This window comes from Eubacteriales bacterium (assembly GCA_041390245.1).
Lineage (GTDB): Bacteria > Bacillota > Clostridia > Christensenellales > JAWKQI01 > JAWKQI01.
Genome location: JAWKQI010000001.1, coordinates 394,502 through 419,365 on the forward strand (window position 1 = coordinate 394,502; position 24,864 = coordinate 419,365).

Annotated in this window: 24 protein-coding genes and 3 tRNA genes; 4 read left to right on the top strand and 23 right to left on the bottom strand. The window is 39.9% G+C overall.

Features of this window, described 5'->3' with window-relative positions:
* Positions 1 to 143 precede the first annotated feature (143 nt).
* From R2876_02065 to R2876_02075, 3 genes are all read left to right on the top strand, one after another.
* A tRNA-Leu gene (locus R2876_02065) sits at positions 144 to 227 on the top strand.
* A 27-nt stretch (positions 228 to 254) separates the two neighbouring features.
* Positions 255 to 328: transfer RNA gene (locus R2876_02070), tRNA-Gly, on the top strand.
* Between the two features lie 80 nt (positions 329 to 408).
* Positions 409 to 484 (top strand) — tRNA-Lys (locus R2876_02075).
* A 160-nt stretch (positions 485 to 644) separates the two neighbouring features.
* Here R2876_02075 and fusA read toward each other — a convergent pair.
* The 5 genes from fusA to gpr all read right to left on the bottom strand — a co-directional run bounded on the left by fusA (position 645) and on the right by gpr (position 6,608).
* Positions 645 to 2,705, bottom strand: coding sequence for an elongation factor G (gene fusA, locus R2876_02080; protein ID MEZ4357405.1), 2,061 nt, complete (start codon positions 2,703 to 2,705; stop codon positions 645 to 647).
* A 214-nt stretch (positions 2,706 to 2,919) separates the two neighbouring features.
* The gene (locus R2876_02085; GenBank protein ID MEZ4357406.1) at positions 2,920 to 3,615 is read right to left on the bottom strand and encodes a hypothetical protein; all 696 of its coding nucleotides are present in this window, start codon (positions 3,613 to 3,615) and stop codon (positions 2,920 to 2,922) included.
* 85 nt (positions 3,616 to 3,700) lie between these two features.
* Positions 3,701 to 4,504, bottom strand: a complete 804-nt coding sequence (gene murI, locus R2876_02090; GenBank protein ID MEZ4357407.1) for a glutamate racemase — start codon at positions 4,502 to 4,504, stop codon at positions 3,701 to 3,703.
* A gap of 71 nt (positions 4,505 to 4,575) precedes the next feature.
* Positions 4,576 to 5,640, bottom strand: a complete 1,065-nt coding sequence (locus R2876_02095) for a stage II sporulation protein P (protein MEZ4357408.1) — start codon at positions 5,638 to 5,640, stop codon at positions 4,576 to 4,578.
* 59 nt (positions 5,641 to 5,699) lie between these two features.
* On the bottom strand, positions 5,700 to 6,608 hold the full coding sequence (gpr, locus tag R2876_02100; GenBank protein ID MEZ4357409.1) for a GPR endopeptidase: 909 nt from the start codon (positions 6,606 to 6,608) through the stop codon (positions 5,700 to 5,702).
* A 145-nt stretch (positions 6,609 to 6,753) separates the two neighbouring features.
* Between gpr and rpmB the strand changes: the two genes are divergently transcribed.
* Entirely contained in the window at positions 6,754 to 6,939 is a 186-nt protein-coding gene (rpmB, locus tag R2876_02105; protein ID MEZ4357410.1) for a 50S ribosomal protein L28, read from the top strand.
* 463 nt (positions 6,940 to 7,402) lie between these two features.
* Here rpmB and rpe read toward each other — a convergent pair whose 3' ends face one another.
* From rpe to gatC, 18 genes are all read right to left on the bottom strand, one after another.
* Positions 7,403 to 8,041 (bottom strand): ribulose-phosphate 3-epimerase, encoded by a 639-nt coding sequence (gene rpe / locus R2876_02110; protein MEZ4357411.1) that lies wholly within the window; start codon positions 8,039 to 8,041, stop codon positions 7,403 to 7,405.
* 23 nt (positions 8,042 to 8,064) lie between these two features.
* The gene (gene rsgA, locus R2876_02115; protein ID MEZ4357412.1) at positions 8,065 to 8,886 is read right to left on the bottom strand and encodes a ribosome small subunit-dependent GTPase A; all 822 of its coding nucleotides are present in this window, start codon (positions 8,884 to 8,886) and stop codon (positions 8,065 to 8,067) included.
* A 21-nt stretch (positions 8,887 to 8,907) separates the two neighbouring features.
* Positions 8,908 to 10,704 carry a protein kinase gene (locus R2876_02120; GenBank protein ID MEZ4357413.1) on the bottom strand — a complete coding sequence of 599 codons (1,797 nt, stop codon included), beginning with the start codon at positions 10,702 to 10,704 and terminating at the stop codon, positions 8,908 to 8,910.
* A 14-nt stretch (positions 10,705 to 10,718) separates the two neighbouring features.
* Positions 10,719 to 11,432, bottom strand: coding sequence for a Stp1/IreP family PP2C-type Ser/Thr phosphatase (locus R2876_02125; protein ID MEZ4357414.1), 714 nt, complete (start codon positions 11,430 to 11,432; stop codon positions 10,719 to 10,721).
* A 20-nt stretch (positions 11,433 to 11,452) separates the two neighbouring features.
* A complete protein-coding gene (rlmN, locus tag R2876_02130) occupies positions 11,453 to 12,472 on the bottom strand; it encodes a 23S rRNA (adenine(2503)-C(2))-methyltransferase RlmN (protein MEZ4357415.1) in 1,020 nt (339 codons plus the stop codon).
* Entirely contained in the window at positions 12,473 to 13,738 is a 1,266-nt protein-coding gene (gene rsmB / locus R2876_02135) for a 16S rRNA (cytosine(967)-C(5))-methyltransferase RsmB (GenBank protein MEZ4357416.1), read from the bottom strand.
* Positions 13,731 to 14,648 carry a methionyl-tRNA formyltransferase gene (fmt, locus tag R2876_02140; GenBank protein MEZ4357417.1) on the bottom strand — a complete coding sequence of 306 codons (918 nt, stop codon included), beginning with the start codon at positions 14,646 to 14,648 and terminating at the stop codon, positions 13,731 to 13,733. Before fmt ends, rsmB begins: the two co-directional genes overlap by 8 nt.
* Complete coding sequence (def, locus tag R2876_02145) at positions 14,645 to 15,127, bottom strand: peptide deformylase (GenBank protein MEZ4357418.1); 483 nt, start codon at positions 15,125 to 15,127, stop codon at positions 14,645 to 14,647. The genes fmt and def overlap by 4 nt, the downstream gene beginning before the upstream one ends.
* A 17-nt stretch (positions 15,128 to 15,144) precedes the next feature.
* Complete coding sequence (gene priA / locus R2876_02150; GenBank protein ID MEZ4357419.1) at positions 15,145 to 17,379, bottom strand: primosomal protein N'; 2,235 nt, start codon at positions 17,377 to 17,379, stop codon at positions 15,145 to 15,147.
* A gap of 19 nt (positions 17,380 to 17,398) precedes the next feature.
* Positions 17,399 to 18,601 carry a bifunctional phosphopantothenoylcysteine decarboxylase/phosphopantothenate--cysteine ligase CoaBC gene (gene coaBC, locus R2876_02155; protein ID MEZ4357420.1) on the bottom strand — a complete coding sequence of 401 codons (1,203 nt, stop codon included), beginning with the start codon at positions 18,599 to 18,601 and terminating at the stop codon, positions 17,399 to 17,401.
* A gap of 3 nt (positions 18,602 to 18,604) precedes the next feature.
* The gene (gene rpoZ / locus R2876_02160) at positions 18,605 to 18,811 is read right to left on the bottom strand and encodes a DNA-directed RNA polymerase subunit omega (protein MEZ4357421.1); all 207 of its coding nucleotides are present in this window, start codon (positions 18,809 to 18,811) and stop codon (positions 18,605 to 18,607) included.
* Positions 18,808 to 19,419 (bottom strand): guanylate kinase, encoded by a 612-nt coding sequence (gene gmk, locus R2876_02165; protein MEZ4357422.1) that lies wholly within the window; start codon positions 19,417 to 19,419, stop codon positions 18,808 to 18,810. The genes rpoZ and gmk overlap by 4 nt, the downstream gene beginning before the upstream one ends.
* Positions 19,420 to 19,683 carry a DUF370 domain-containing protein gene (locus R2876_02170; GenBank protein ID MEZ4357423.1) on the bottom strand — a complete coding sequence of 88 codons (264 nt, stop codon included), beginning with the start codon at positions 19,681 to 19,683 and terminating at the stop codon, positions 19,420 to 19,422.
* A gap of 37 nt (positions 19,684 to 19,720) precedes the next feature.
* Positions 19,721 to 20,584 carry a YicC/YloC family endoribonuclease gene (locus tag R2876_02175; protein MEZ4357424.1) on the bottom strand — a complete coding sequence of 288 codons (864 nt, stop codon included), beginning with the start codon at positions 20,582 to 20,584 and terminating at the stop codon, positions 19,721 to 19,723.
* An 89-nt stretch (positions 20,585 to 20,673) separates the two neighbouring features.
* Positions 20,674 to 21,651, bottom strand: a complete 978-nt coding sequence (locus tag R2876_02180; GenBank protein MEZ4357425.1) for an AIR synthase-related protein — start codon at positions 21,649 to 21,651, stop codon at positions 20,674 to 20,676.
* A gap of 1 nt (position 21,652) precedes the next feature.
* A complete protein-coding gene (gene gatB / locus R2876_02185) occupies positions 21,653 to 23,077 on the bottom strand; it encodes an Asp-tRNA(Asn)/Glu-tRNA(Gln) amidotransferase subunit GatB (protein ID MEZ4357426.1) in 1,425 nt (474 codons plus the stop codon).
* Complete coding sequence (gene gatA / locus R2876_02190; protein MEZ4357427.1) at positions 23,074 to 24,534, bottom strand: Asp-tRNA(Asn)/Glu-tRNA(Gln) amidotransferase subunit GatA; 1,461 nt, start codon at positions 24,532 to 24,534, stop codon at positions 23,074 to 23,076. Before gatA ends, gatB begins: the two co-directional genes overlap by 4 nt.
* Positions 24,535 to 24,547: 13 nt before the next feature.
* On the bottom strand, positions 24,548 to 24,835 hold the full coding sequence (gene gatC, locus R2876_02195; GenBank protein MEZ4357428.1) for an Asp-tRNA(Asn)/Glu-tRNA(Gln) amidotransferase subunit GatC: 288 nt from the start codon (positions 24,833 to 24,835) through the stop codon (positions 24,548 to 24,550).
* Between the last annotated feature and the right edge of the window lie 29 nt (positions 24,836 to 24,864).

Consider the following 24,864-nt stretch of genomic DNA (forward strand, 5'->3'; position numbering starts at 1 on the left):
TTTAAAAAATTTGTATGGGGAACTCATGTCAAAAACCCCATTTTTCTACAATTTTCGCCACGTTTCATGCCGAAAAAACCGCTTGACTTTTTTTTGCTTGAAACTTATAATCATTATTGTGTCAAATATCAAAAGTGGTTCACGCGGGCGTGGCGGAATTGGCAGACGCGCTAGACTTAGGATCTAGTGCCATAGGCGTGAAGGTTCAAGTCCTTTCGCCCGCACCAGTTTAAAAAACTTTTACGTTTAATTCCGCGGGTGTAGCTCAACGGTAGAGCCCCAGCCTTCCAAGCTGGTTGCGTGGGTTCGATTCCCATCACCCGCTCCATTTATCTTGCGCAATGGATTGAGCCAGCCTTCCAAGCTGGTTGCGTGGGTTTACTTCCCATCACCCGCTCCATTTATCTTGGGTCATTAGCTCAGTTGGTAGAGCACCTGACTCTTAATCAGGGTGTCCGGGGTTCGAGCCCCCGATGGCCTACCAAATTTTTACTTCTCTAGAAACTAGAGAAGTTTTTTATTGCTTCCTTGCTTCGCGATTATAATGCATTTTTACGTCATATTTAAGACATTTAGCGGAAAAAACCGACATCAAAAAAGCGGCCAATTCTTGGCCGCTTTTTAGCGTTAAATAATAATTTACTTTATTCTTCTGTTTCTTTCTTAGCTTTTTCAATGACTTTTTGTGCCAGATTTCCCGGCAACTCCTCGTATCTAATAAATTCTAATTTAAAAGATCCTCTTGCATGCGTCATAGAACGCAGGTCTGTTGCATACTTAACCATTTCAGACATAGGTACTTCTGCCTCCACAAGCTGCCCTTCACTGGATGGGTTCATGCCTAAAATGCGCCCGCGCCTCTTATTCAAGTCCCCGATTACGTCACCCATGTAGTTATCAGGAACAACCACTTCCGCTTTACCAATAGGTTCTAACAAAACTGGGTTTGCTTCACTGCATCCCTTCTTATAAGCAAGAGAGGCCGCTACTTTAAACGCCATTTCAGATGAATCTACCGGGTGGGAAGACCCATCATAAAGCGTGCAGCGTATATTTACCATCGGGTATCCTGCTAAAACGCCCTTTGGTATGCTTTCTCTTAAACCTTTTTCAACAGCAGGTATAAAGTTCCTCGGAACAGCCCCGCCTACTACTTTATCAACAAACTCGAATTCAGGTTCTCCAAAAGTAGGCTCGAACTCTATCCAAACATCACCAAATTGGCCATGTCCGCCAGATTGCTTTTTGTGCCTGCCCTGTGCGCTTATTTTTTTCTTTATAGTCTCTTTATAAGGGACTTTAGGTTCAGTTAGTTCTGCATCGACTTTAAACTTGTTTGCAAGCTTGCTACATATTACTTCCAAATGCATTTCGCCTAGGCCAGACAAAAGCGTATCGCCAGTATCTGCCTTAACAATTGTAAAGGTCGGGTCTTCTTCCGCGAGTTTATGAAGCCCGCCAAAGACCTTGTCCTCTTCACCCTGCTTCTTGGCACTGACTGCAAGCGATATGCATGGCTTTGGATATTCAATTTCGCTAAACTTTACAGGAAAACTTGGGTCTGCCAAGCTGTCGCTGGTATTTGTAAACTGTAATTTTGCAAATGCACCGATATCTCCGGCACAAATCTTATCTATAGGAAGCTGTTTCTTGCCTCTCATCATGTAGATAGCTGCCAGCTTTTCGTTTCTACCTTCACGTACATTCAATATCTGTTTATCAGTTGTTAAGCTTCCGGAATACACCTTAAACACAGACAGCTTGCCGACAAACGGGTCTGCGACTGTCTTTATTACCTGTGCGGCAAAAGGTGCTTTTTCATCCGGCTTAACTAAAACTTCTTCTTTAGTCTTTGTGTTGAGCGCCTTAATTGGTTCCATATCTGCCGGTGAAGGAAATAAAGCTATTATATTTGAAGTAAGGGCGCTTATACCAAAGCCATTAGCAGCGGCTGTTATAAACACCGGGATTAAACTTTCCGATGCCATACCCATCCTTATACCGCGGGTTATGTCCTCGGCTGTAAGCTCTTCTCCTCCGAAAAACTTCTCCATCAATTCATCGTCATTTTCAGCGGCATTTTCTATAAGGGCTTCTTTGGCTTCAGCAAGTTTTTCTTCTAATTCTGCCGGCAAGTCTACTTTTTTACCGCCCTCGTATGCTGCTCCTGTTATTACGTCTACATATCCTTTTAACTTAAGTCCTTCGCCTATAGGTAGCTGCAAAACAGTTACTTTATTACCGTAAAAGCTCTTTAAAGAGTCTACTGTCTTAAAAAAAGAGGCATTTTCCTTATCCATTTGGTTTATTATAAAAGCCTTAGCGCGCTTTAATTTAGTTGCCAGTGTAAAAGCCTTTTCCGCTCCAACAGAAATACCTGAGACAGCTGATAATACTATCGCCGCAGTATCACAAAGCGCATAAGCCGCATAAGCTTCTCCTACAAAATCAAAATATCCGGGAGTATCGATTATATTTATTTTATTTTCTCCCGCCTCCATAGACATAATAGAGGTTGAGATCGAAATCTTTCTCTTTATCTCTTCCGGATCAAAATCCGAAACTGTATTTCCATCTTCTGTCTTCCCTTGTCGGTCTATCACCTTGCCTGCAAACAGCATAGCCTCGGTAATTGTGGTTTTTCCATCGCCGCCGTGCCCTACAAAAGCAACGTTTCTGATGTTTTTAGCGGTGTAGACTTTCATAACATTCCTCCTAATCATATTTTAAATGTGTATCTTATATTAAAAAAATGTTATTTTAAAATAAAAGCGGTGTTAAATTTATTTTAGCAGACTTACCTAAAAAAGAAAACATTTTTTTAAAACTAAAAAGCGTCTCTTTTAAAAAGGTACGCATGCAACTTTTAAAAGAGACGCCCCTGTAAAAAGGCTTTTTCATATTTTTCTACCTTTAAGTCTATTTAAATTCCACTTTAATGGTTATAATGCCGCTTAAACTATCTATCTCGTAAGAATTCCCCTCTTCATCCATTAAATTATAAATATAGCTATTTAATATATCAATTATGTCAGAGGCTTCATTGGCATATATGATTATATCATCGCTTAATTCGTCTGTCTTAACTCCACAAGTAGAGATTTGTGAAAGCGCTTCTATAAAATCGCTTCTATTTTCAAACAGTGCATAACAGTTAAGCTCATCAGTCGACGTGTCACTCAATATATCTTCGCCGTCTGTAGGCGAAGTCGTCGCAGCTAGCTGGCCGCCATATGTGTCCTTAGTATTATCGGTATTTTTGTCATTGTCGCTGTTTGGCAAACTAAACGATTCGTCCTCACTGCTTGATTCCCGCGTCATGTTTGCCGTTAGGTCATTAGTGCTGCCTTTAAACAGTCCCTGCGAAAATACAAATGCCGACCCTATCCCCAAACATAAAACCAAAACCGCTGCCGCACTTATGTACTTCCATGTCTTAGGGGTAAAAACAGATGCCTTCTCTTTAAATTCCGGGCGGCCTTTTCTTCTTCGCGCATTAGAAATAGCCTCCCTTAACAAGCCTTCCGGCGGATCTAACTCTTTTAAGCCCGAAAGTGCTTTTTTTATAACGTTATCATCTATATTATTTTCATATAAATTCATGTTTTTTTTCATTATTGTTTTAATAAACCTTTATTTTACATTTCTTTAAAAGTTTGACGGATAAAATCCGCCATAGTTTCAACTTTCCCAAAAGTTTTTATAAAATAAGGTCATCGTTTATAAAAGACCAGATTTTTTGGTAATCTAACACCTTTTCCTCTCCTGCAGAGGAATATAAAAGTATGGTCTGCTCCTTATCATTTTTATCTTTTAAAAGATTGTTTTCCTCCAAAACGCGCTTTAACTGTTTCACAGTACCATCTATACCGTCAAAAACTTCTAAATCTTTAATATCAAAGTAGTTTTCAGCATATTCGTAAATGACATCTTTTATAAAATTATAATGTGTACATCCAAGTACGATGGAATCTATTTTTAAACCTTGCAAGTCGTGTAAAAGTTCATATAAAAGGTCGAATATCTTTTTAGAATAAAAGTCCCCTTGCTCTACTAAATCTACTAGCCCATAACATGGTACGCTAATTATCTTGTCCGTATTTACTTTTCTTAAAAGCCTTAAATACTTTTCTCCGAGAACAGTCGCTGGTGTGGCAAGCGTAATGGAATACCCTTCTTTTAAATGCTTGAAGGCGGGAAGCACGGCCGGTTCCATGCTAATTACCGGAATTGAATACTTTTCCCTTATACTTTTAACCGCTGCACTAGTCGCAGTATTACATGCGATCAAAAACGCCTTAACTCCCATTTTAGCTAAAAAGTCCGCACATTTTTCAGATAAAAAAAGTATCTCATCTTCGCTTTTTTCGCCGTACGGAGCATTCAAGTCGTCTCCTAAATATATAAAATTCTCATTTGGAAGGGCCTTTGCTGCCTCTTTTAAAACGCTTAGTCCCCCAATACCCGAATCGAAGACACCGATAGCCAGATCGTTTAATGCCAAATGACTTCTCCTTATTTCCAAAAATCTACTTTAAGTAGATTATACCAACCGGAAAAAGTATTTGCAATGCTTTAAGTAACGACTTTGGATATCGCCTTAGCTATATAGTACATTGAATTTTTGGCTTCTTCAAAAGTATTGGCATTATGGCCAACTTCTATTAAAATACACATGTCGCTAACATGCTGGTTATATCTTCCCGTCTTTACCCTTATGTCCCTTGTAAAGCCCTCGCAGATATTCTCCAGTTCAGCCGTTATTAATTGTGCCAGCTTGTAGTTCTTGGCGTAATTTGGCTTTTCATTATATTTTTCACCAGTGCCGACGACAAACATGACCCTTGCGCACCTCTTCCCGTCAATGACCACAACATCATCCTTTAGAGATTCACCGGCCGAATCCCTGTGTATGTCTATAAAAAGCCTAAGTGACGGTGTCTCGCTTAAATGCTCCTCCATTGTCTCAAGCGATCGGCTGTATGCTGTAGATAATTTAGGCGGTTCATGGTCCTTAGTATCGTGGATTACGCCAAGGCCGTAAGACTCTAGATCATCCATAAGCAGCGTCCCTAAGGCAACAACGCTTTTATCCTGTTCAGTAGTCCTAGCCTCTCCGCTGGATTTATAGGTATATGTTTCCGTTTCACGGTATGCCTCTTCGGCGTGTGTATGGTAAATCAAAACAGTGGGTACACCATTTTTGAGTGTGAAGTCGTTTTCTACTTCGTCGGCAGATTCTTCTATGTCAAATTTTATATCGCCAATATATTCATCGTCTCCTTCACTTTCCTCCGGGGTAAGTTCGATATCTACTGTATTGCCGTATGAAATGGGGACCTGGCTTAAGAAGATGTTTATCGGATTTAAGTTGTTTTTAACCAAACTTTGCATAAAAGAATAAAGCCAGCTTATTTTTTCTTCGCTGGCAGAATCTTCATCCGTATCTACAGATACAGAATTTAAAGTACTGCTTGGCAGGCTTGCCACATCTAAAGTGCTTTCTTCAAAAGATGAATTTACTATAAAAAAACGTACAAATAAAATTAAAGTCAAGCCAATCAACAAACAGATAAAAACGTTATACGAATTTTTAAAAATACCTTTAAAGCTGCTTTTCTTTTGCATGCCTCGTCTCATAAATTTCATCTCCTAGGATAATACTTATGAACTAAAGCTGCTAAAAAGAACGCCTGTCCTTAAGAAATTAATTCAAGCTGCTGCTGGACTTCACTTCCCTGAATAGCGTATTCAATAGCGCTAGAAACTACTGAGGCACAAGTATCTACTATAAAATCTATCTCTTTTGGAGTAACGACCATAGTAGACCCGTTTACCTTTGAAATCTTATCCACTAACGTTTTAATCCTGTTAGCATCATTTGCATTGCCAAGAGCTTCTGATATTAAATCATATGCTATAGTCGAAGCATAGACGACAAGCGGCACCCCAATCGCTATGACCGGAACTTTAAGAGTCTCTTTGTCTATCGTAAAACGCTTGTTGCCTATTCCGGACCCAGGGCTAATACCGGCATCTGAAAGCTGTATGGTAGTCATTATTCGATCTAAGCTCCTCGATGCCAACGAATCAACGACTAAAACCAAATCCGGTTTAACGTTTTTAACGACGCCGCGTATTATCTCACCAGTCTCAATGCCGGTTACTCCTAGAACTCCCGGCGAGATAGCCGAAACGGCATTTAACTTGCCCTTTAATTCTTCCGGTATCATGTCCTGTGAAAAATGCCTGGTTACAAACACGTTGTCGCAAACAGCAGGCCCCAGCGAATCTGCCGTTACGTTTCTATTCCCAAGGCCGGCTATAAGCACATTTTTAAATACGTTTCCATTACTCATGGCGCGTATCTCAGCCGCCGTTACTTCCTGTGCATTCTTTTGTTCTTCTATGCTCATCTCCGAAAACGGCTTCATGGAAATAGTCACATAATTGCCTATTTTCTTGCCTATTGCCTTTTCTCCCTGCTCGTTTAAGACTTCGACTCTGGTAATCGTTATGTCCCCTTTTTTTTCTTCGCTGGATTTTATCCCTTCTATATCCGAACCGGCCTGCTGAACCGCTTCGCTTGCCAAATCTGTCCTTACCATATTTTCCTCCTGAAAAAATATCTTTTTATTAAATAGCGTCTTTAAAAAGTATTGCTTTTATACAGTATTTTTAAAATTTGTCTTGCAAATTTTTTTATTCAGTGGTAAAATTTATTTCATTCGAGGAAAAAGGCAGGTGTTTTTGGTGGCAAAATACTGTGAGATTTGCAAAAAGGGAATAATGTCTGGGAATAAAGTCAGCCATTCAAATAGAAAATCTAAGAGAAAATGGGCTCCCAACATTCGTCATGTCACAATGACAGTCGATGGCTCCCCTAAAAAGATGTACGTTTGTACTCGTTGCATTAGGACGCAGGCAAAAAATTCTTAAAATTTAAAGCAAATTTAAAAACGGCTAGTCGGCCGTTTTTTTATTTTAAAAATTTCCTATTCCCCTATGTAATAATTATTTTTTAACAAACATAAACCTTAAAATCCCTCTTAAAACCCAAGGCGCTCTTATGCAATATATCCTCAAAATAAACACCCCCTCCATAAGATATATATTAAAGACATTTAAGATATAATACTTTTTTCTAAAAACATCGCCAATTAAAAGAGCAAAGACCGATTATAACTAAAACTACACCTAGGAGAAAGATAACAATTTTAAAAGGCAAACACCAAAGTATTATAAAAAGCCCTACTAATAAAAGTATAATTCCGCAAGTCCATCCTTTTCGTCCGCATCTAAACCACATAAAAAACCCGCCTTAAGCATATATTTTTCCTAATATAACATATTTAAAGCGGGTTAGATTTGTTACTGCTTTTTAAGTGCTTTTTTGTATACTTTACTCACCGCGAAGGGCTCTTACCTCTGCTTTTTTATCAGGCGCATTGAAAAATGCACTTCCCGAAACGAGTACGTTTACTCCTGCTGCAATTATCTCCTTTGCGTTTTTTGAAGACACTCCGCCGTCAAACTGTATATCTAAGTCGTTTCCGGAATAGTCCCTTAGCTTCCTTGCCTTTATTAGGCTTTCTGGTATAAACTTCTGGCCGCCGAATCCCGGGTTAACGGACATAATAAGGACCATTTCCACATAGTTTAAAAGCCCAAAGCAAACTTCTATCGGGGTCCCCGGGTTTAATGCCAGCCCGGGTTTTTTACCGGTTAAGCGTATTTGCTGCAATACTCGGTGTATATGTTTTGTCGCCTCAACATGTGCAACTATTATGTCTGCACCTGCATCGGCAAACTCCTCTATATATCTTTCCGGGCGCTCTATCATAAGGTGTACGTCCAGCGGCAATTTTGTCATCTTCCTTACCGCCGCAACCATCGGCTGCCCGAAAGTAATGTTTGGCACAAACATACCATCCATAACATCCATATGCACCATATCCGCACCTGAAAGTTCGATTTCCTTGATTCCAGCCGCTATGTTCGAAAAATCCGCTGATAAAATTGACGGTGAAACTTTGATCATCTTAATAACTCCTTAAACTTTATTTAATATTTCTTTTGGCTTTTAAGTTCATTAAATATCTTTAAATACCTCTGATACCGCCCATCATCTATCACACTTCCAGTTTTTACGCCGCAGCCCTTTTCCCCTATATGCATGCAGTCTAAAAACTCACATGTGATATCTCTAAATTCAGGATATACATCTTTTAGCTCATCTTCAGGAAAGGAGATTTCAAAGGAAGAAAACCCCGGCGTATCGGCTATATAAGCGCCTCCTATGTCAAACAGCCTTGCCTCTCTAGTTGTATTTTTTCCCCTCTCAATCTTTTTGGACATCTCGCCCGTCTCAAGAGATAATGAAAACAGTGCATTTATAAGAGAAGACTTCCCAACGGCAGACTGCCCTGCAAAGCATACTATTGAACCTATTATTTTATTATAAAATTCAGCTATTCCATAAGATGTCTTAGCGGAAACGGACAGTACTAAAAAATATTTCCCATATGCATTTCTTACATATTCCGTAGTATCAACGTCTATATCCGCCTTGTTTACTGCTATTATCGGAGAAATGCCTTCCTTTAGGCAAAATATCAGCTGCTTATCAAGCAATAAGTAGTCTGGTTCAGGTATAGGCGCCAAGACTATTATAAGCTTATCTACATTTGCCACCTTCGGCCGGATAAGGTTGTTTTTCCTAGGTAAAATATTAACTATCTTTCCTTCGTCAATGTCGACTCTATCTCCAACCATGGGTTTTATTTTAAGATGCCTGAAAACGCCTTTAGCGCTTACCTCAAAAACTCTGCCGCCGCTAAAAACGTAATAAAACCCGGCGATGGCTCTAACTATTAAACCCCTTATTAAAAACCTCTCCCATCTATTTTACTTACTGAATTTAACCTGTTTATTCGATATTTGGTTACCATTGGCATAAATGACAAGTGTCTTTTCCCCTTCTCCATAGCTCTTTAAATTAAGAGGTAGTACTATATCGCCTTTTTTATACTCCCCTTCGTACAAAATGTATCTTTTCTCAAAACCGTTTACCATTTCATTATAACAGATAGTAACGTCTGCACTTGCATCATCTATCGTAAATTTAAAAGTGGTAAGAGCGCTTACAGCTTCGGCTTCATCGCTAGACTCCCAAAGTATCGGCAGTTCCGCAAGTGCCTGATTGACGCCCTCTACAGGCTGCTGGTTTATTATAGTATTGGCAGCGCTCTTGCTTTCTTCCATGTATATATAAGCTCCGGTAAACCCGCTGCTTTGGAGTTTTGCAACCGCTTTGTCTTCTGCCATGCCGATAATATTATCCATTATCACGCTTTCCGTTGTTTCAGAGCCGTAAACCGTAATCCTGGCAATAGAATCTTCCTGAATGCTCTCTCCGGCTATCGGTTCCTGCAGCTTTACATAGCCTACAGGCTCCCCTTCGGTATATGCGACTTCGACATCCACAAATCCGCTGGCTAAAAGCGTCTCTATCGCTTCTTCCTCGCTCATGCCTATAACTGACGGTGCCTGAGATGGCTCTTGTCCTAAAGATATTTTTAAATAAACGACTTGTCCTTCATCTACGTAAGCCCCTTCACCGGGATCTTGTGAAATTATATATGTATCGTTAATAGATGAATTATACTCATAGGTTTTATCAACTTTTAAACCGAGGTTAGTACATATCTCAACTGCCTGTGTCTCTGTAAGGCCGGTCAGCGCCGGAAGTTTGGTGCTTCCAAGCCCCCTGTATACGAACATTCCGATTAAAAATCCAACAATGATTACCGGGGCGACAAGTATAGCACCTAATTTACGCTTATTTATTATACTCTTCTTTAGTTTAACGCTGTTCTCATCCGGGCGTGCTATAGCTTTTAAAATGTCCGTTCTCATATCTGCAAACGAAGAGTATCTATGTTTCCTGTCCTTTTGCGTAGCCTTTAAAATAATGTTATTGACGCTTATAGGCAGTTCGTTCCTAATGGTATTTGGCTTAGGTAACTCCTCGTTTATATGCTTTATAGCAACGGAAACCGCATTGTCTCCTGAAAACGGGGTTTTGCCCGTCAGCATCTCATACAAAACTATCCCGAAAGAATATATGTCACTCCTTTGATCCACCGGCATACCTTTTGCCTGTTCCGGCGAAAAGTAGTATACAGAACCTATTAAGTCTTTCTCACCTAAGGTGACCGTTTCAGCAGACAGATTCTTGGCAATGCCAAAGTCTATTATCCTGACATTCCCTTTTTCATTTATTAGAATATTTCTTGGCTTTACGTCCCTGTGTATAAGCCCCTTTGAGTGCGCATACTCAAGGCCGGAGCATATGCATGCAGCAATACCCAGCACTTCCTTTATTGGCAAGGGGCCTTCCTTCTTAATCTTTTCAGCCAGGGTCTTTCCGTTAAAGTATTCCATGACTATAAAGTGGATGCCGTTTTCATTGCCGTAATCAAGCGTCCTTATGATATTTCTGTGTTTTAGGGCCATAGAAGCCCTTGCTTCGCGGTTAAACCGCAAAAGGTATCCTCTCTTTATTGTCAGCTCCGATTTTAAGATTTTTAAGCATACTATCTCATTAGTCTTTAAATCGGTAGCCGTATAAAGATCGGACATACCTCCAGAATCGAATTTTTTCTCGATCCTATACCTCTTTTTTAAAATATTTCCTACCAGAAATTATAACCACCCTAATCTATATTTAAAAGCCCCACGATGGAAATGTTATCAGCTCCGCCGCGGTGCAGGGCAAGGTTGCCCATTACCTTGACCTTTTCTTCAATACTTCCATTTCTGCAAAGTATGTTTTCTATTTCTTTCTCACTTAAATAGCGGGTTAGCCCGTCCGAACAAAGAAGCATCATGTCCCCCGTATTTATATGAAATGAGTATACATCGACATCAACATTCCTTTTTGTGCCGATTGCACGCGTTATTATATTTTTCTGAGGATGGAACCTCGCTGTCTCTTCGTCTATAACTCCGCGCTCAAGCATCTCCTGGACAAGCGAATGATCGTGTGTAATAAGCTTTAACTCATTTGAAAAAACATACGCCCTTGAATCTCCGACATGGCCGACTATAACGTTATTTTTGTTTACTACTGCTGCAGTCATAGTCGTACCCATATGGAAATATTCGTCCTTTAGATAAGACATCCTAAAAACGCTTTTGTTGGCAGCCAGAAAACCGTTTTTCATGTCCGCTTCACTTATGCTTTTTTTCTTTTTCTTTAAATAATCGTATAAACCTTTTGTTGCAGCATTAGCGGCGACGTTGCCTGCATTATGCCCGCCCATTCCGTCAGCTACTATTGCAATGGTTACGCCCTCATTTAGCACAAATACGGCGTCTTCATTACGCTCTCTTATTTTTCCTGCGTGCGTATAAGCAAAATACTGCATTTTCACCTCGTCTTAAAATTTTATCCTTTGTTTTCGTCAATTGCACGTGCCCTTAGCTGCCCGCATGCACCCGATATGTCTGCCCCCAGCGTCCTTCTCATTGTCGCCGATACACCTATATCGTTTAAATGGTTAAGAAACGTATAAAGTGTCTTCTTGTTAGGCGGTTTTTTCGTAGAAGTAGCATTTAGCGGTATCAAGTTCACATGGCAGTTTAAGTTTAAAAGCAGTTTTTTTAATTTTTGTGCGTCAGATATACTGTCGTTAAACCCGGATATAAGCGCATATTCTATTATTATCCTCCGCCCGGTTTTATCAAAATACATTCTTGCTTCTTTCATTATATCATCAATTGTATAAGCTTTGGCAATAGGCAAAATTTCTCTTCTTTTTTCATCGGTTACTGCATGAAGGGAAATACACAACACCGGAGATAAGCCAGATTCTATAAGCTTTTTAATGCCCGGCACTATACCGCACGTAGATACCGATACATGCCGTAAGCTCATATTAAACCCGTCTTTATCACTTATCATTTTAAGAAACTTTAATGTCTCATCAATATTGTCAAGCGGCTCACCAGATCCCATAAGAACGACATTGCTTGCCTTTTCGCCGCTTAATCTTCCTGCCATAACAACTTGAGACAAAATCTCCCCCGCAGTTAAGTTCCTGATAAGCCCACCGGTAGTAGAAGAACAAAACACGCATCCCATGGCACAGCCGACCTGTGTAGATATGCATACGCTTAAGCCATGCTCATAGCCCATTATAACGCTTTCAATTAAGTTATCATCAAAAAGCTTATATAAAAGCTTTTTTGTCCCGTCTTTTGAAACAAGTTCCCTTTCAACGGTTAAAAATCCGCTGCCAAATTCTTCACTAAGCTCAGTTCTTAAGTCTTTTGGTATGTTGCTTATTTCGTCAAAATTTAGGCCCTTTAAAAGAGCAGAGTATATTTGGCTTGCCCTGTATTTGGGTTGGCCTTTTTTATTTAATATGCTAATCCACTCTTCTAAATTTATATCTAAAACATTCATTTAAACTTTCTCCATCAGGCAGACAAAAAACCCTTCTCCGTCCTGGCTAGGCATCATAGTGTGCATGATGTCCGTTTCGCCGTTTATATCTATACTTACTAACTTAAAATCCGGGTTCCTTTTTAAAAACCAGTTTACCGTATCTTCGTTCTCTGCCTTTGTAACTGTACAGGTTAAAAAGGCAAGCCTTCCGCCCCTCTTTACGCGAAGGGCCGAGGCATCCAGTATTTGCCTTGAGACCTCAGCCAACGATATAATATCCTCTTCTTTCCTGTGGATTCTGATATCCGGTTTTTTAAACACCATGCCAAGAGCCGAACAAGGCGCATCAACTAAAACTAAATCAAAATGCTCTTTTTTAAGCGGGTCTTCATACGTTACGGAAGCATCTCTATATAATACCCTGGCATCAACGCCCAAACGGCTCAGATTCTCTTTTATCAGTTTTATCCTGTGAAGGTGTATGTCACACGCGGTAATAAAGGCCTTCCCGCCGCTTAATGCAGCCAGATATGCGGTTTTAGCTCCTGGTGCAGCACAAACATCCAGCGCACTGCTTTCGGCGTTATAAACTGCATATACGGCCTTCATAGAGGATATGCCCATAACGGACATTTTGCCCGAAATAAACTCCTCTATATTCTCTACATCCGTAATAGACTTAACTTCCCTTGCATAAGGTGGATAGCTTTTTAAATCGGCTTTACTCGTCTTTAATGGGTTATCATATACATATGTTGATTTGTTGTCTGCTTCATATGATAAAAATTCAGTAGCTCTGTTAATGCCCATATCATTTATGAACGTTTTTACCATCCATTCCGGAAAACTATACTTAATAGACAAATATGCCGATAAATCATTTTCATCAGGCAGGCTCCTTCTTTCTTTTCTTAAAAACGTCCTCAATACAGCGTTGACAAATCCGGCCTGCTTCCTGCCGTATATTCTGGACAGCTTGACCGCCTCGTCTACTGCGGTATACTCCGGCACATTTAAATACATTATCTGTGCAACAGCCATCCTCAATATGTTTTTTATATTGCCTTTTACTCTCTTCCCAGATATAAAAGGAGAAAGATAATAGTCTATACTTATCTTTTTCTCAATGGCAACTGATGCAAGCGCAGTTAAAAACGGACGGGAAGACAAGGATACACTACGCAGATGCTTTTTTAATACTAAGTTAAGATACCCTCCGTCGAAAACTTCGTTTAATATTTTTAAACAAACGCTTCTTATGTTTTCGTTGCCCTGTTTATCCAACTATATCCCCCACCTTAAATCTGTTTGCGTTAACCGCGTCTAAAGCGCTGATTACGCCTTTGCCCTCAAACTGCAGCAAGTCAACGGATATTGCCCCGTCACCTGTTGCTACTATCACGCCGCTCATTTTATCCACAGCTAAAACTTCTCCTGGAGCGCCGGCGCCAGGAGCTTTATGAGCCTTTATAATTTTAAAGCTCTTGCCATTTATACCTGTCTTTGCGTTCGGGCTTAGTGCCCTTATTTTATTTAGTACCTGCTCGGTGGTATTTTTAAAGTTAACTATTAAATCTTCTTTGCTTATCTTAGGTGCATATGTTGCCAAAGAAGAATCCTGTGAAACTGCCCTTAAATCATTTGACACAAGTTTTTTTACTGTTTCAACTATTAAAGAAGCGCCTACATCAGATAACCTCTCCCTTAGCTCTTCTCCTGTATCCTCTTTTTTTATATTCACTTTTTTAGATAATAGCATGTCCCCTGTATCCATGCCTATGTCCGTCATCATGGTAGTTACGCCTGTCTCCTTCTCCCCCTCCATTAAAGCCCTCTCTATCGGAGCTGCACCGCGGTATTTGGGCAAAAGGGATGCATGCACGTTTATGCAGCCATACTTTGGTATGCTTAAAATTTCGCCCGAAAGAATCTGCCCGAATGCGGCGGTCACCATTAGATCCGGAGACAGCTCCTTTAATACTGCAACCGCTTCGGAAGAACTTATACTTGAAAACTGATAAACTTCTATACCGTTTTCAATACAATATTTTTTGACCGGGGAAAAGGTCAACTTTTGTCCCCGGTCCTTTTTTTTATCTGTTTTTGTAAAGGCCGCCGATACCTTAAAAGCATCGTTAAGAGCTTTAAGTGATTTAACTGCAAACTCCGGCGTACCTAAAAATACTATTTTCATTTCTTTGGTTTTTCCTCTTTTGGCTTATAACCTTTTATTACTTTATCAATAAACAACACTCCGTTTAAATGATCTATCTCGTGGCAAAATGCGCGAGCGGTATACCCGCTGCCCGTATATTCCTTGACATCTCCATGCCGGTCAACTGCCTGGACTTTAACTATCTCAGGCCTCTTTACATACCCTCTCATTTCTTCTGGAATGGAAAGGCAGCCTTCTTGTTCGATATTGCTGCCAGATATCTTTATAATTTTCGGATTTATAAGCTCAATCAGCCCATCTCCGACATCTATGACAACTACTCTTCTTAATACCCCTACCTGAGGTGCCGCAAGGCCGGCTCCTTCGGCCGTATACATTGTCTCCTTCATGTCGTCTAAAAGCATTAGTATTCTTTTATCAATACCCTTAACTTCTCTTGACACCATTCGCAGGCGTCTTTCGTCAGGTTCTAATTGTAAAATGTCTCTATAACCCATTTGTTCTTTCTCCTCGTTTAAAGCATGTTCTTTGGATTAACCATTATTTCGTATACACAATCCGTGTAATTTTTATTGAAAGACAGTGTTTTTATAACTTCAATAACATCGTCTAAACTTTCTCTTTTAACTTTTAAAAGTACTTGGTGTCTGAAAACCCCTTTTATCTTTACGACACCTGCCGGTCCTTCGCCTTTAAAAACTATTTTATCCTTATAGTCATCTAACATCGGCAAAAGGGCTTTATAAAAATCCTTTGCCGCATAAGACGCTTTGCCCTCTTTCTTAGATTCAAACTTAACGCTTAAAAAGCTTATGAACGGCGGCAGAAGCGCCGTTTTTCTATACTTAAGCTCCTCTAAATAAAAACAACTATAATCGTGGCTTTGAGCACACTTAACTGCATAGTGCTCTGGCGTATAAGTTTGTATTACACATTTGCCCTGCTGCCTTCTTCCCGCCCTGCCGGAAACCTGCTCTAGAATCTGATACGTCCTTTCCGCACTTTTGTAATCCGGGAAGTTAAGGGAAAGGTCTGCTGATATTATACCAGTCAACGAAACATTTTCAAAGTCTAGGCCCTTTGCTATTATCTGCGTGCCTACCAATATATCCGCCTTACCATCTGCAAAATCCGAATACGCTTTTAGGTAGGCATCTTTTTTCATCATACTGTCTAAGTCCATTCGCATTATCCTTGCGTTAGGAAATAGTTTAGATAGCTGTTCAACTATTTTTTCAGTGCCTCCACCGAAATACTTAAGATACGGCATATTACAATTAGGGCATATTTTTTTGACCGGCCTTTTTGCTCCGCAATAATGGCACTTAAGTGAGTTTTCACTCTTATGATATGTAAGACTTATGTCACAGTTGTCACACTTTTCTATATATCCGCATCCTCTGCACATAACAAACGTAGAATAACCGCGGCGATTTATAAATATCATCACCTGGCGTGAATTTTGAAGCGCTTCCTTTATCTCCTTGTACATAAGGCTCGAAAACATTGTCATATTGCCTTTTCTTATCTCGTCACGCATATCGGCGACTAAGACTTTTGGAAGCGGTACGTTGAATACTCGGTTTTTAAGTTTAATAAGCTCGCTTTTCCCATTCTGGGCATCGAAATAACTTTCAATAGATGGAGTCGCCGAGGCCAAAACTACGCATGCGCTTTCTAACTTAGCCCTCATATCCGCTATTTCACGTGTGTCGTATCTCGGGTGCGAATCGGATATGTAGCTTTGTTCGTGTTCCTCGTCTATTATTATAAGCCCTAAGTTTGAAACCGGTGCAAATACGGCAGACCTAGCGCCAATGACTACTCTGGCTTCTCCTGACATTATGCGTTTTAATTCGTCGTGCTTTTCCCCGTCTGAAAGCTTAGAGTGCAATATTGCAACAGGGCTTAGGATCCTTTTTTTAAACATCATTACCATCTGCGGCGTAAGCGATATTTCAGGCACTAGAATTATTATGCCCTTATCTTTTAAAAGAGCCTCCTTAACCGCCTGTAAATATACTTCTGTCTTGCCGGAGCCGGTAACGCCATGTAGTAAAAACTTATAGTAAGTTCCTATTTTATTAGCTATCTTGACTGAAACATCCATTTGCTCAGCTGTTAATATTACATCTTCAAAATCTTTTTTTATCTCACCCGGGCGGCGAAAGACCTCTTCTTTTTTATAAAGTATTATGCCCTGTTTTAAAAGTGCTGCTGCAGCGGCTCTTTTGCTTTCATTTAAGTCGCCAGCCTTTATTCCATCTTTACCTGAATCTAAAATCTCATTATAAACGGCAAGTTTGACAGGAGATTTTTCTTTACCGCTCTTAAAGTAAAATATCTCTTTTCTTTCGCTCTCACTTAATTTTTTCTCTACAAAAAAAACCATACAGCTCTTTTCTTTAACTTTACCGCGCCGAAGTGGCGTAGGTACAAAAAGCCGCATAGCCGATGCCAAAGTCGTGTGATATCTTTTTGCTATTTCCTTTGAAAGCTTAATCTGTTTTAAAGTCATAACCGGAGCATCTAAAACACTGATTATATCCTTTATCTTTTCTTTTGGTACTAAGCTTTTGTCAGTTAAGCCGATAACTATCCCGCTTAAATTTTTAGACTTAGAAAAAGGAACGGATACCTTTTGTCCTACATTTACAGCCATAGACTCGGGTATCCTATAATCAAAAATCCTGTCGACACTAGAATGGTTTACATCAACTATGACTTGAGCAAAGCGGTTCCCATCCATTATTTAAAAACCAAACCCCCTACTTATGCATCTGAGTGTATAAAGAAATGACTTTTTCAAGTATTAATTTTGCCGTCTCTTTTTTAGTTAAAAGCCCTAAATCTATCTTGCTACCGTCCTTTAAACACATTATAACATGATTGTTATCAGATCCAAAACCTATACCGCTTTTTGATATATCGTTTAAACAGACCATGTCTAAATTCTTTTCATCAAGTTTACTTAAAGCGTAATTTAAAACGTCGTGTGTTTCGGCTGCAAAGCCTACGAGCATTTTGTTTCCTTTTTTTTGCCCCATATCCCTCAAAATGTCCTTTGTCCTGACAAAGGCAATATCCAATTCCCCTGCTTTTTTTACCTTTTTATTGTGGACTTCTTTTGGGGTATAGTCGCTGACGGCAGCAGATGCTATCACTATATCCGCATCTTCAAATTCTAAAAAACACTTATTGTACATCTCGCTTGCAGAGACAACATTGATCATCTTTACCCTTCTTGGGGCAGGTATACTAACCGGGCCCGAAACAAGAGTGACTTTGGCGCCTAAATCCGCCGCAGCCTCAGCGAGTGCATATCCCATTTTTCCGCTTGACGGGCTTGATATAAACCTTATCGGATCTATATATTCCCTGGTCGGCCCTGCATTCACTAAAATATTTATACCTGCAGCCTCGTTCCTGCTCAAAAATGCCTGTTTAGCCGCGTTTAAGATGTCCTCCGGCTCTAACATGCGGCCGCGCCCTTCTTCACCGCATGCAAGGTGCCCTTTCCCAGTGTTAAGAACGATAACGCCAGAGTTTTTTAACTTCTCTATATTTTCCTGCGTACATTTATCTAAATACATGTCCTCATTCATTGCAGGTGCAATTATCTTAATGCACTTGGCCGCCAAAAACGTAGTAGACAACATATCATCTGCTATTCCCGAAGCCACTTTTGCTATGAAATTAGCAGTTGCAGGGGCTACTAATAGAATATCTGCGCTTTTAGCTAAGCTAACATGCAAAATATCATAGTTATCCTTTTCTTCAAAAGTATCTTTAATTACTTTGTTTGTACTTAGAGTCTCAAGTGTCAGTGGTGTTATAAACTTGGTGGCGTTTTTAGTCATTATAACGTGAACGTCTGCGTTCTCTTTTGAAAGCAAACGAACTAAAGAGGCCGCCTTATATGCTGCAATGCCCCCCGTCACACCCAAAACCACACATCTGTTTAAAAACATCTGCTACTTAATACCTTCTTTTCTCCTAATATAGGTTATCCTGTTTTCCAATATCTCACTGACAGCCTGTGATACGGGATTTGTCGATACGGTACTTGTTAATGGTTCCGACCCGTCTGCAATCTGCCTTGCACGTTTTGCCGTCTCACATACCAGCGTATAACGGCAGTCTACTTTCTTTAACAGTTCATCTAATCCTACATTTATCAAACAATTTCACCGCCTTCTAAAATCGTCTTGCAAATATTTTTGTTCCTAAATACCTTGCGTTTTTCCGCAGTAATGATAGCCTTTACATTATCAACAACTTTATCTATATCTTTGTTGACTATTATATAATCGTATTCTGAACACAGTTCAAGTTCGTACTTTGCAGTACTTAACCTCTTTTGTATTTGACTGCATGTTTCGGTCGCCCTGCTGCAAATACGGCGTTCGAGCTCCGCCATAGATGGAGGAACTAAGAAGATAAGCACCGCATCGCTGTACCTTTCCCTTATGGTCTTTGCCCCCGCTACGTCTACCTCCAAAAGCACGTCTCTCCCGTTGCTTAGTTTTTCAAAGACATAATTTTTAGGGGTACCATAATAGTTATCAAATACACCCGCGTACTCTAAAAACTCATCATTTTTTATCATGTTTGCGAATTCTTCTCTGGTCTTAAAGAAATAATCTTTCCCGTCGACCTCATTTTTTCGCGGGCATCTTGTAGTACAAGATATAGATAATTCTATATCTCCTGTCTTTATAAGTTCTCCGGCAACCGTACCTTTTCCAGCACCCGAAGGGCCGGATAATACAATCAAAAGTCCGCCCATTTAAACGTCTTCCTCACTTGTTTTAGAATAAAGCCTGTTTGCCATAGTTTCCGGCTGAACAGCAGATAGTATTACCTGATTGCTGTCAGTTATTATAACTGCGCGCGTTCTTCTACCGTATGTTGCGTCTATAAGCGTACCGGATGCCTTTGCATCCTGTATTAGGCGCTTTATAGGCGCGGTCTCCGGGCTTACGATGGCAATAATCCTGTCGGCATTGACAACATTACCAAACCCGATGTTCATAATCTTAACACTACTCATAATAATTTCCTTTCCTACTAAAAATTATTAAAACATTTTACTCTATATTTTGAACTTGCTCACGTATTTTTTCGATCTCTCCTTTTGCCATGAGCACTGCATTTATAATTTCCAAATCTGAAGATTTGGATCCTATCGTGTTAAACTCGCGGTTTAATTCCTGAAGCAGAAAATCAAGCTGTCTACCCTGAGGTTTAGCCTCATTTAAACAATTTTTTGCGCTCTTAACATGTGAAAAGACACGTACCGTTTCCTCTGTTACGTTTTGCTTATCTGCAAAATAAGCGATTTCCGTAGCCAGCCGCCCTTCGTCTAGATCTAGCCCCTCTGTTAATTCTTGTATCCTTGAAGAAAGTTTTTCTTTGTATTCGACTATAACTGCACCTTCTTTATCGTGAACTATTTTAGCAAAAGAATTTATCAAATCAAACCGTTTATCCATGTCTTTTGCAAGGCGCATGCCCTCACGCTCTCTTGCGCCGGCAAGTTCGCCAACCGCATCTTTAGTTGCCTTAGTCAATATACGTTTTAGCGTCTCCGTATCGTCGTCACTAGATTCAACAGTCAGTATGTCCGGTATGCGCATAAGCTGTGATACACAAAAGTCGTTTTGTACGCATAGATCTTTTTCAAGTTTTCCAGCAGCTTCTATATATGCTTTTGCAAGTTTTTCGTCGACTAAAACAGTCTTTTGGCATATACTTCCGTAGTGGCTGACAAACACCTCCAGCCGCCCTCTTGATATGCTTTCCTTTATTATATTTCTTAAATGCTCCTCTAAAGACATCAAAGTCTTAGGTATTCTAACGTTTAAATCCAAAAACCGGTGGTTAACGCTTTTGATCTCTACGGTGATCCTTACGTCTCCCTCAATAGCTTCCCCTCTGCCAAAGCCTGTCATGCTCCTCAAATCCGTATCCTCCAAATCTAATAAAAAGCAGTTCTTAGAAATTATAGCATAAAATATTCAAAAAAAACTTTAATTTTTATTTAAAAAGCTGGTCTTTTATTGATTGTGGTAAAAAGCTGGTCTTTTTCGGGCGGGTCTATTTTTGATTCAATCCCTCCGCTCCGTTTAATATACCCATTCTTGATTACCACACCTATCTCATTTACAACAATACCGTTGCTTTTAAGTGCGGACATTACTTTATCTTTATTGGTTTTATCAACGCTTATCAGCAGGCAGCCGCTTGATATGAGCCTAAAGACATCTAAATCAAGCTTTTTGCAAATTTTTTTTGTTAAACCAAGTACTGGTATATTATCCAAATATATCTCTATACCGGCGTCAGATGCCTCCGCCAACTCATAAGCCGCGCCTAAAATGCCTCCTTCAGTTACATCGTGCATAGCGTTAGCTCCGTTTGAACCAGCCAAAGCAGCAGCTAATGACACATCTAAAGCGTCTTTAATTATATTTAAATCGATTTTATCAGCTTCGTTTAAATCCACAGTGTCTTTTAAAATAAAACTGCCTTCAGAGCCTGCATACCCGGTTAAAAGAACTGCGTCACCAGCACATGCCTTATTGATTTTAACGCCTTTCTTTTTTCCCACAGCTGTCACGCATAAAACTATACGGTTAACGGCGTCTGTTATTTCGGTATGCCCACCGACTATATCCACGTTTACTTTATCGGCAGCTTTTTTAGCAGACCTTACTACTTTTTCTATATCGTCTATACTTGAGCTAGAAGGGCACATCAGGGTTATCAAAACTGCTATGGGAGTTGCCCCTGCGGCTGCTATATCGTTTACAGACACGTATATAGCAAGGGTCCCCGCATCCGGGTTCTCTGCTGTTATCGGGTCTGTCGATAAAACACAAAGATCTCCGCCTAAGTTCAAAACTGCAGAATCAATGCCTATCCCTGCACCAACAACAGTCTCTTCCCTTTTATTTTTACCAATCAAGTCTAAAACGGATTTTTTAAGCTGTTCATTTGTTAGCTTTCCTATTTCCATGCTACTTGGATAGTTCCTCTCTGACTATCTCATTTACCATCTTAGGGTTGGCCCTGCCCCCCATTAGCTTCATAACCTGCCCGACAAAGAATGTTACTACTTTCTTTTCATTTCCTGACTTAAATTCATTAACGCTTTTTTCATTTACTTTTATAAGTTCTTGAACAACGCTTCTAATACTTAAATCGTCGTTTACCTGGGATAATCCCTTTTTCTTCACTATATCGTGGGCGCTGCCTCCGTTTTTAAATACTTCCTCAAAAACACTTTTAGCAACGGATAAATTAACTACGCCCTTTATTTCTAAATTTATAGCTTCGGCAAGCTGCTCTGGAGTTACCGGCAGTTGATCCGTTTCCATCCCTTTTAAAAGCCTAAGCAAATCTACCATTATCCAGTTGGATACTTTCTTAGGTTCGCCGACAAGCACATTGACCTCCTCAAAGAAATCACAGAGGTTTTTATCTTTTGTTATTAAAGCTGCATCGTATTCCGGAAGGTTAAATTCGCAGATGTAACGCTGCTTCTTTGTTTCCGGTAGTTCAGGCAAGCTTTCCCTTATATTTTCTACCTCTTCCTTTGTAACAACTATAGGAACCAAATCAGGATCCGGGAAATATCTGTAATCCTTACTGTCTTCCTTATCGCGCATAGAATAATTCATTCCCTTTGCGTCATCCCACTTAAGCGTTTCCTGGAAAATAGCCTCACCGCTTTCAATAGTATCTATCTGCCTTTTTAACTCGTATTGTATTGCGCGCTCTATAGATGAAAAGCTATTTAAATTTTTCATCTCAGTCCTAACGCCTAAAGGTTCTCCTTCACGGTTTACAGAAACGTTTACATCACAGCGCAGCCTTCCTTCCTGCATTTTGCAGTCTGAAACGCCGATAAACTGTATGATTGCCTTTAGCCTTTCCAAAAACTCCTTTGCTTCGGCAGCAGAAGACATATCAGGCTCTGTAACTATCTCTATCAAAGGGACTCCACATCGGTTTAAATCAACCGCAGTTGCCCCTGGTACTAAATCGTGAAGCAGCTTTCCTGCATCTTCTTCCATATGTATGCGTAAAATGCGGATTTTTTTATTAGCATCGCCGGATGGGATCTCAACATAACCGTTTTTGCATATTGGCAAGTCAAACTGTGATATCTGATATGCCTTTGGAAGGTCCGGATAATAGTATCCCTTCCTATCCATTTTAGAAAATTCAGCTATTTCGCAATTTAGTGCCAAACCTGCTTTAATAGCGTATTCGACAGCTTTTTTATTGAGTACCGGAAGCGCGCCCGGCATACCTAAGCATACAGGGCAACAGTTTGTGTTAGGAGCCGCTCCGAACTCGTTTTTACATCCGCAAAATATCTTTGTGTTTGTTAAAAGCTCAACGTGAATCTCAAGTCCTATTACAGAATTAAATCTCATAGCTGAACCTCCTTTAAGCCAGGGTCATTTTGAAACCCAATCTCACTCTCAAATGCATGAGCGGCTCTTAAAAGCGTAGGCTCACAAAAAGCCGGGCCAATAAACTGTACTGCGCTTGGCATTCCGTTTGCGTAAAGGCCAGACGGCACAGAAATTGCCGGAAGCCCTGCAATGTTCACCGGAACAGTATATACGTCCGTTAAATACATGCTAAGTGGATCCCGCTTTTCACCAAGCTTAAAGGCACAGTCCGCCGTAACAGGTGAAAATATAATATCAAAATTATCAAATATTTTATCAAAATCAGCCTTTATAAGGGTTCTCACTTTTAATGCCTTTAAGTAAAATGCATCGTAATACCCGGAAGACAAGACATAATTGCCAAGCATTATTCTTCTCTTTACTTCGTCTCCGAAAAATTCCCCGCGGGTATTATAATAAACCTCTTTAATATCTGAAGCCTCGGCTCTTGAACCATATTTTATTCCATCAAAACGAGACAGGTTGGACGTAGCTTCAGCCGAAGATATGATGTAGTACGCACTAAGTGCATAATCGAATGTAGGAAGAGATGTTAATTCAACTTTTGCTCCTAAACCTTCTAAAACTTTTACAGATTTATCTATCATATCTTTTGTATGGGCTGGCAGGTCTTCTAAATACTCCTTTGGAATGCCTATCTTCATGCCTTTTATGCCCTTTTTAATATCTAGAGTAAAATCCGGAGCTTTAAGCCTTACAGAAGTAGAATCCTTTGTATCCGGCCTGCATATTGTATTTAAAACCATTCCCATATCATATACGTTTCTAGTTAATGGGCCTATTTGATCTAGAGAGGAAGCAAAGGCGACCAGCCCATACCTGGATACAGATCCGTAAGTGGGTTTCATTCCTACAACGCCGCAGTAAGATGACGGCTGCCTTATTGACCCGCCGGTATCAGATCCTAACGCAAAGAACGCTTCTTTGGCCGAAACACTTGCAGCCGAACCACCTGAAGAACCGCCTGGAACACGTGATAAGTCCCACGGGTTTTTTGTCTTTGCAAAAGCAGAATATTCAGTAGATGAACCCATTGCAAACTCATCCATATTTGCCTTGCCTACGAGAACATATCCCTGTTCCTTTAAAAGCTCAATAACCGTTGCATCATACGGCGCAACAAAGTTTTCAAGCATGCGGGAAGAACAAGTGGTTAAAAGCCCCTTTGTCAAAATATTGTCTTTTATTATTCCTGGGATTCCAGTTAATGGATTATTAGTTCCTTCTTTTATCTTTTTGTCTGCATTTTTAGCATTCTCTATAGCTATGTCATTCGTAATAAGATTTAGTGCAGAGATTTTCTCTTCTGCAAAATTAATCCTGTCAAGACACGCTTTTGTCAATTCATTTGAGCTTACTTCTCCTTTATTGAGCAAGTCCGATGCTTGTTTTAATGTTAATTCATGTAATTCCAAGATAGTTCTCCCCCTATTCCAACACTTTAGGGACTATAAAACAACCATAGCCGCTCTCAGGTGCATTTAGCAGCACCTTATCTATACTAAGCCCTTTTTCTTCTAAGTCTTCCCTGAAAACGTTTTTAACGTTTAATACATGTGCAGTGGGAGGGACATCTTTTGTATCTAAATCATCTATTTTTTTGGCATGTGCCAAAATATTTTCTAAATTTTTCGCAATCCTGGTTTCTTCATCCTCATTTAATTTAAGGCGAGACAAAACTGCGATACGCTTAACTTCTTCCTTCGTTATCTTCATAAAAAGCTCCTTTAAATTCTTAACCCTAA

Bases quoted from the DNA above. Each gene is read 5' to 3' on its own strand.
- fusA (MEZ4357405.1), bottom strand. From the start codon at position 2,705: ATGAAAGTCTACACCGCTAAAAACATCAGAAACGTTGCTTTTGTAGGG.
- R2876_02085 (MEZ4357406.1), bottom strand. From the start codon at position 3,615: ATGAAAAAAAACATGAATTTATATGAAAATAATATAGATGATAACGTT.
- R2876_02095 (MEZ4357408.1), bottom strand. From the start codon at position 5,640: ATGAGACGAGGCATGCAAAAGAAAAGCAGCTTTAAAGGTATTTTTAAA.
- gpr (MEZ4357409.1), bottom strand. From the start codon at position 6,608: ATGGTAAGGACAGATTTGGCAAGCGAAGCGGTTCAGCAGGCCGGTTCG.
- rpe (MEZ4357411.1), bottom strand. From the start codon at position 8,041: ATGATCAAAGTTTCACCGTCAATTTTATCAGCGGATTTTTCGAACATA.
- R2876_02125 (MEZ4357414.1), bottom strand. From the start codon at position 11,432: ATGCAGTATTTTGCTTATACGCACGCAGGAAAAATAAGAGAGCGTAAT.
- rlmN (MEZ4357415.1), bottom strand. From the start codon at position 12,472: ATGAATGTTTTAGATATAAATTTAGAAGAGTGGATTAGCATATTAAAT.
- fmt (MEZ4357417.1), bottom strand. From the start codon at position 14,648: ATGAAAATAGTATTTTTAGGTACGCCGGAGTTTGCAGTTAAATCACTT.
- def (MEZ4357418.1), bottom strand. From the start codon at position 15,127: ATGGGTTATAGAGACATTTTACAATTAGAACCTGACGAAAGACGCCTG.
- priA (MEZ4357419.1), bottom strand. From the start codon at position 17,379: ATGGATGGGAACCGCTTTGCTCAAGTCATAGTTGATGTAAACCATTCT.
- coaBC (MEZ4357420.1), bottom strand. From the start codon at position 18,601: ATGTTTTTAAACAGATGTGTGGTTTTGGGTGTGACGGGGGGCATTGCA.
- gmk (MEZ4357422.1), bottom strand. From the start codon at position 19,419: ATGGGCGGACTTTTGATTGTATTATCCGGCCCTTCGGGTGCTGGAAAA.
- R2876_02170 (MEZ4357423.1), bottom strand. From the start codon at position 19,683: ATGAGTAGTGTTAAGATTATGAACATCGGGTTTGGTAATGTTGTCAAT.
- R2876_02175 (MEZ4357424.1), bottom strand. From the start codon at position 20,584: ATGACAGGCTTTGGCAGAGGGGAAGCTATTGAGGGAGACGTAAGGATC.
- R2876_02180 (MEZ4357425.1), bottom strand. From the start codon at position 21,651: ATGGAAATAGGAAAGCTAACAAATGAACAGCTTAAAAAATCCGTTTTA.
- gatB (MEZ4357426.1), bottom strand. From the start codon at position 23,077: ATGAGATTTAATTCTGTAATAGGACTTGAGATTCACGTTGAGCTTTTA.
- gatC (MEZ4357428.1), bottom strand. From the start codon at position 24,835: ATGAAGATAACGAAGGAAGAAGTTAAGCGTATCGCAGTTTTGTCTCGC.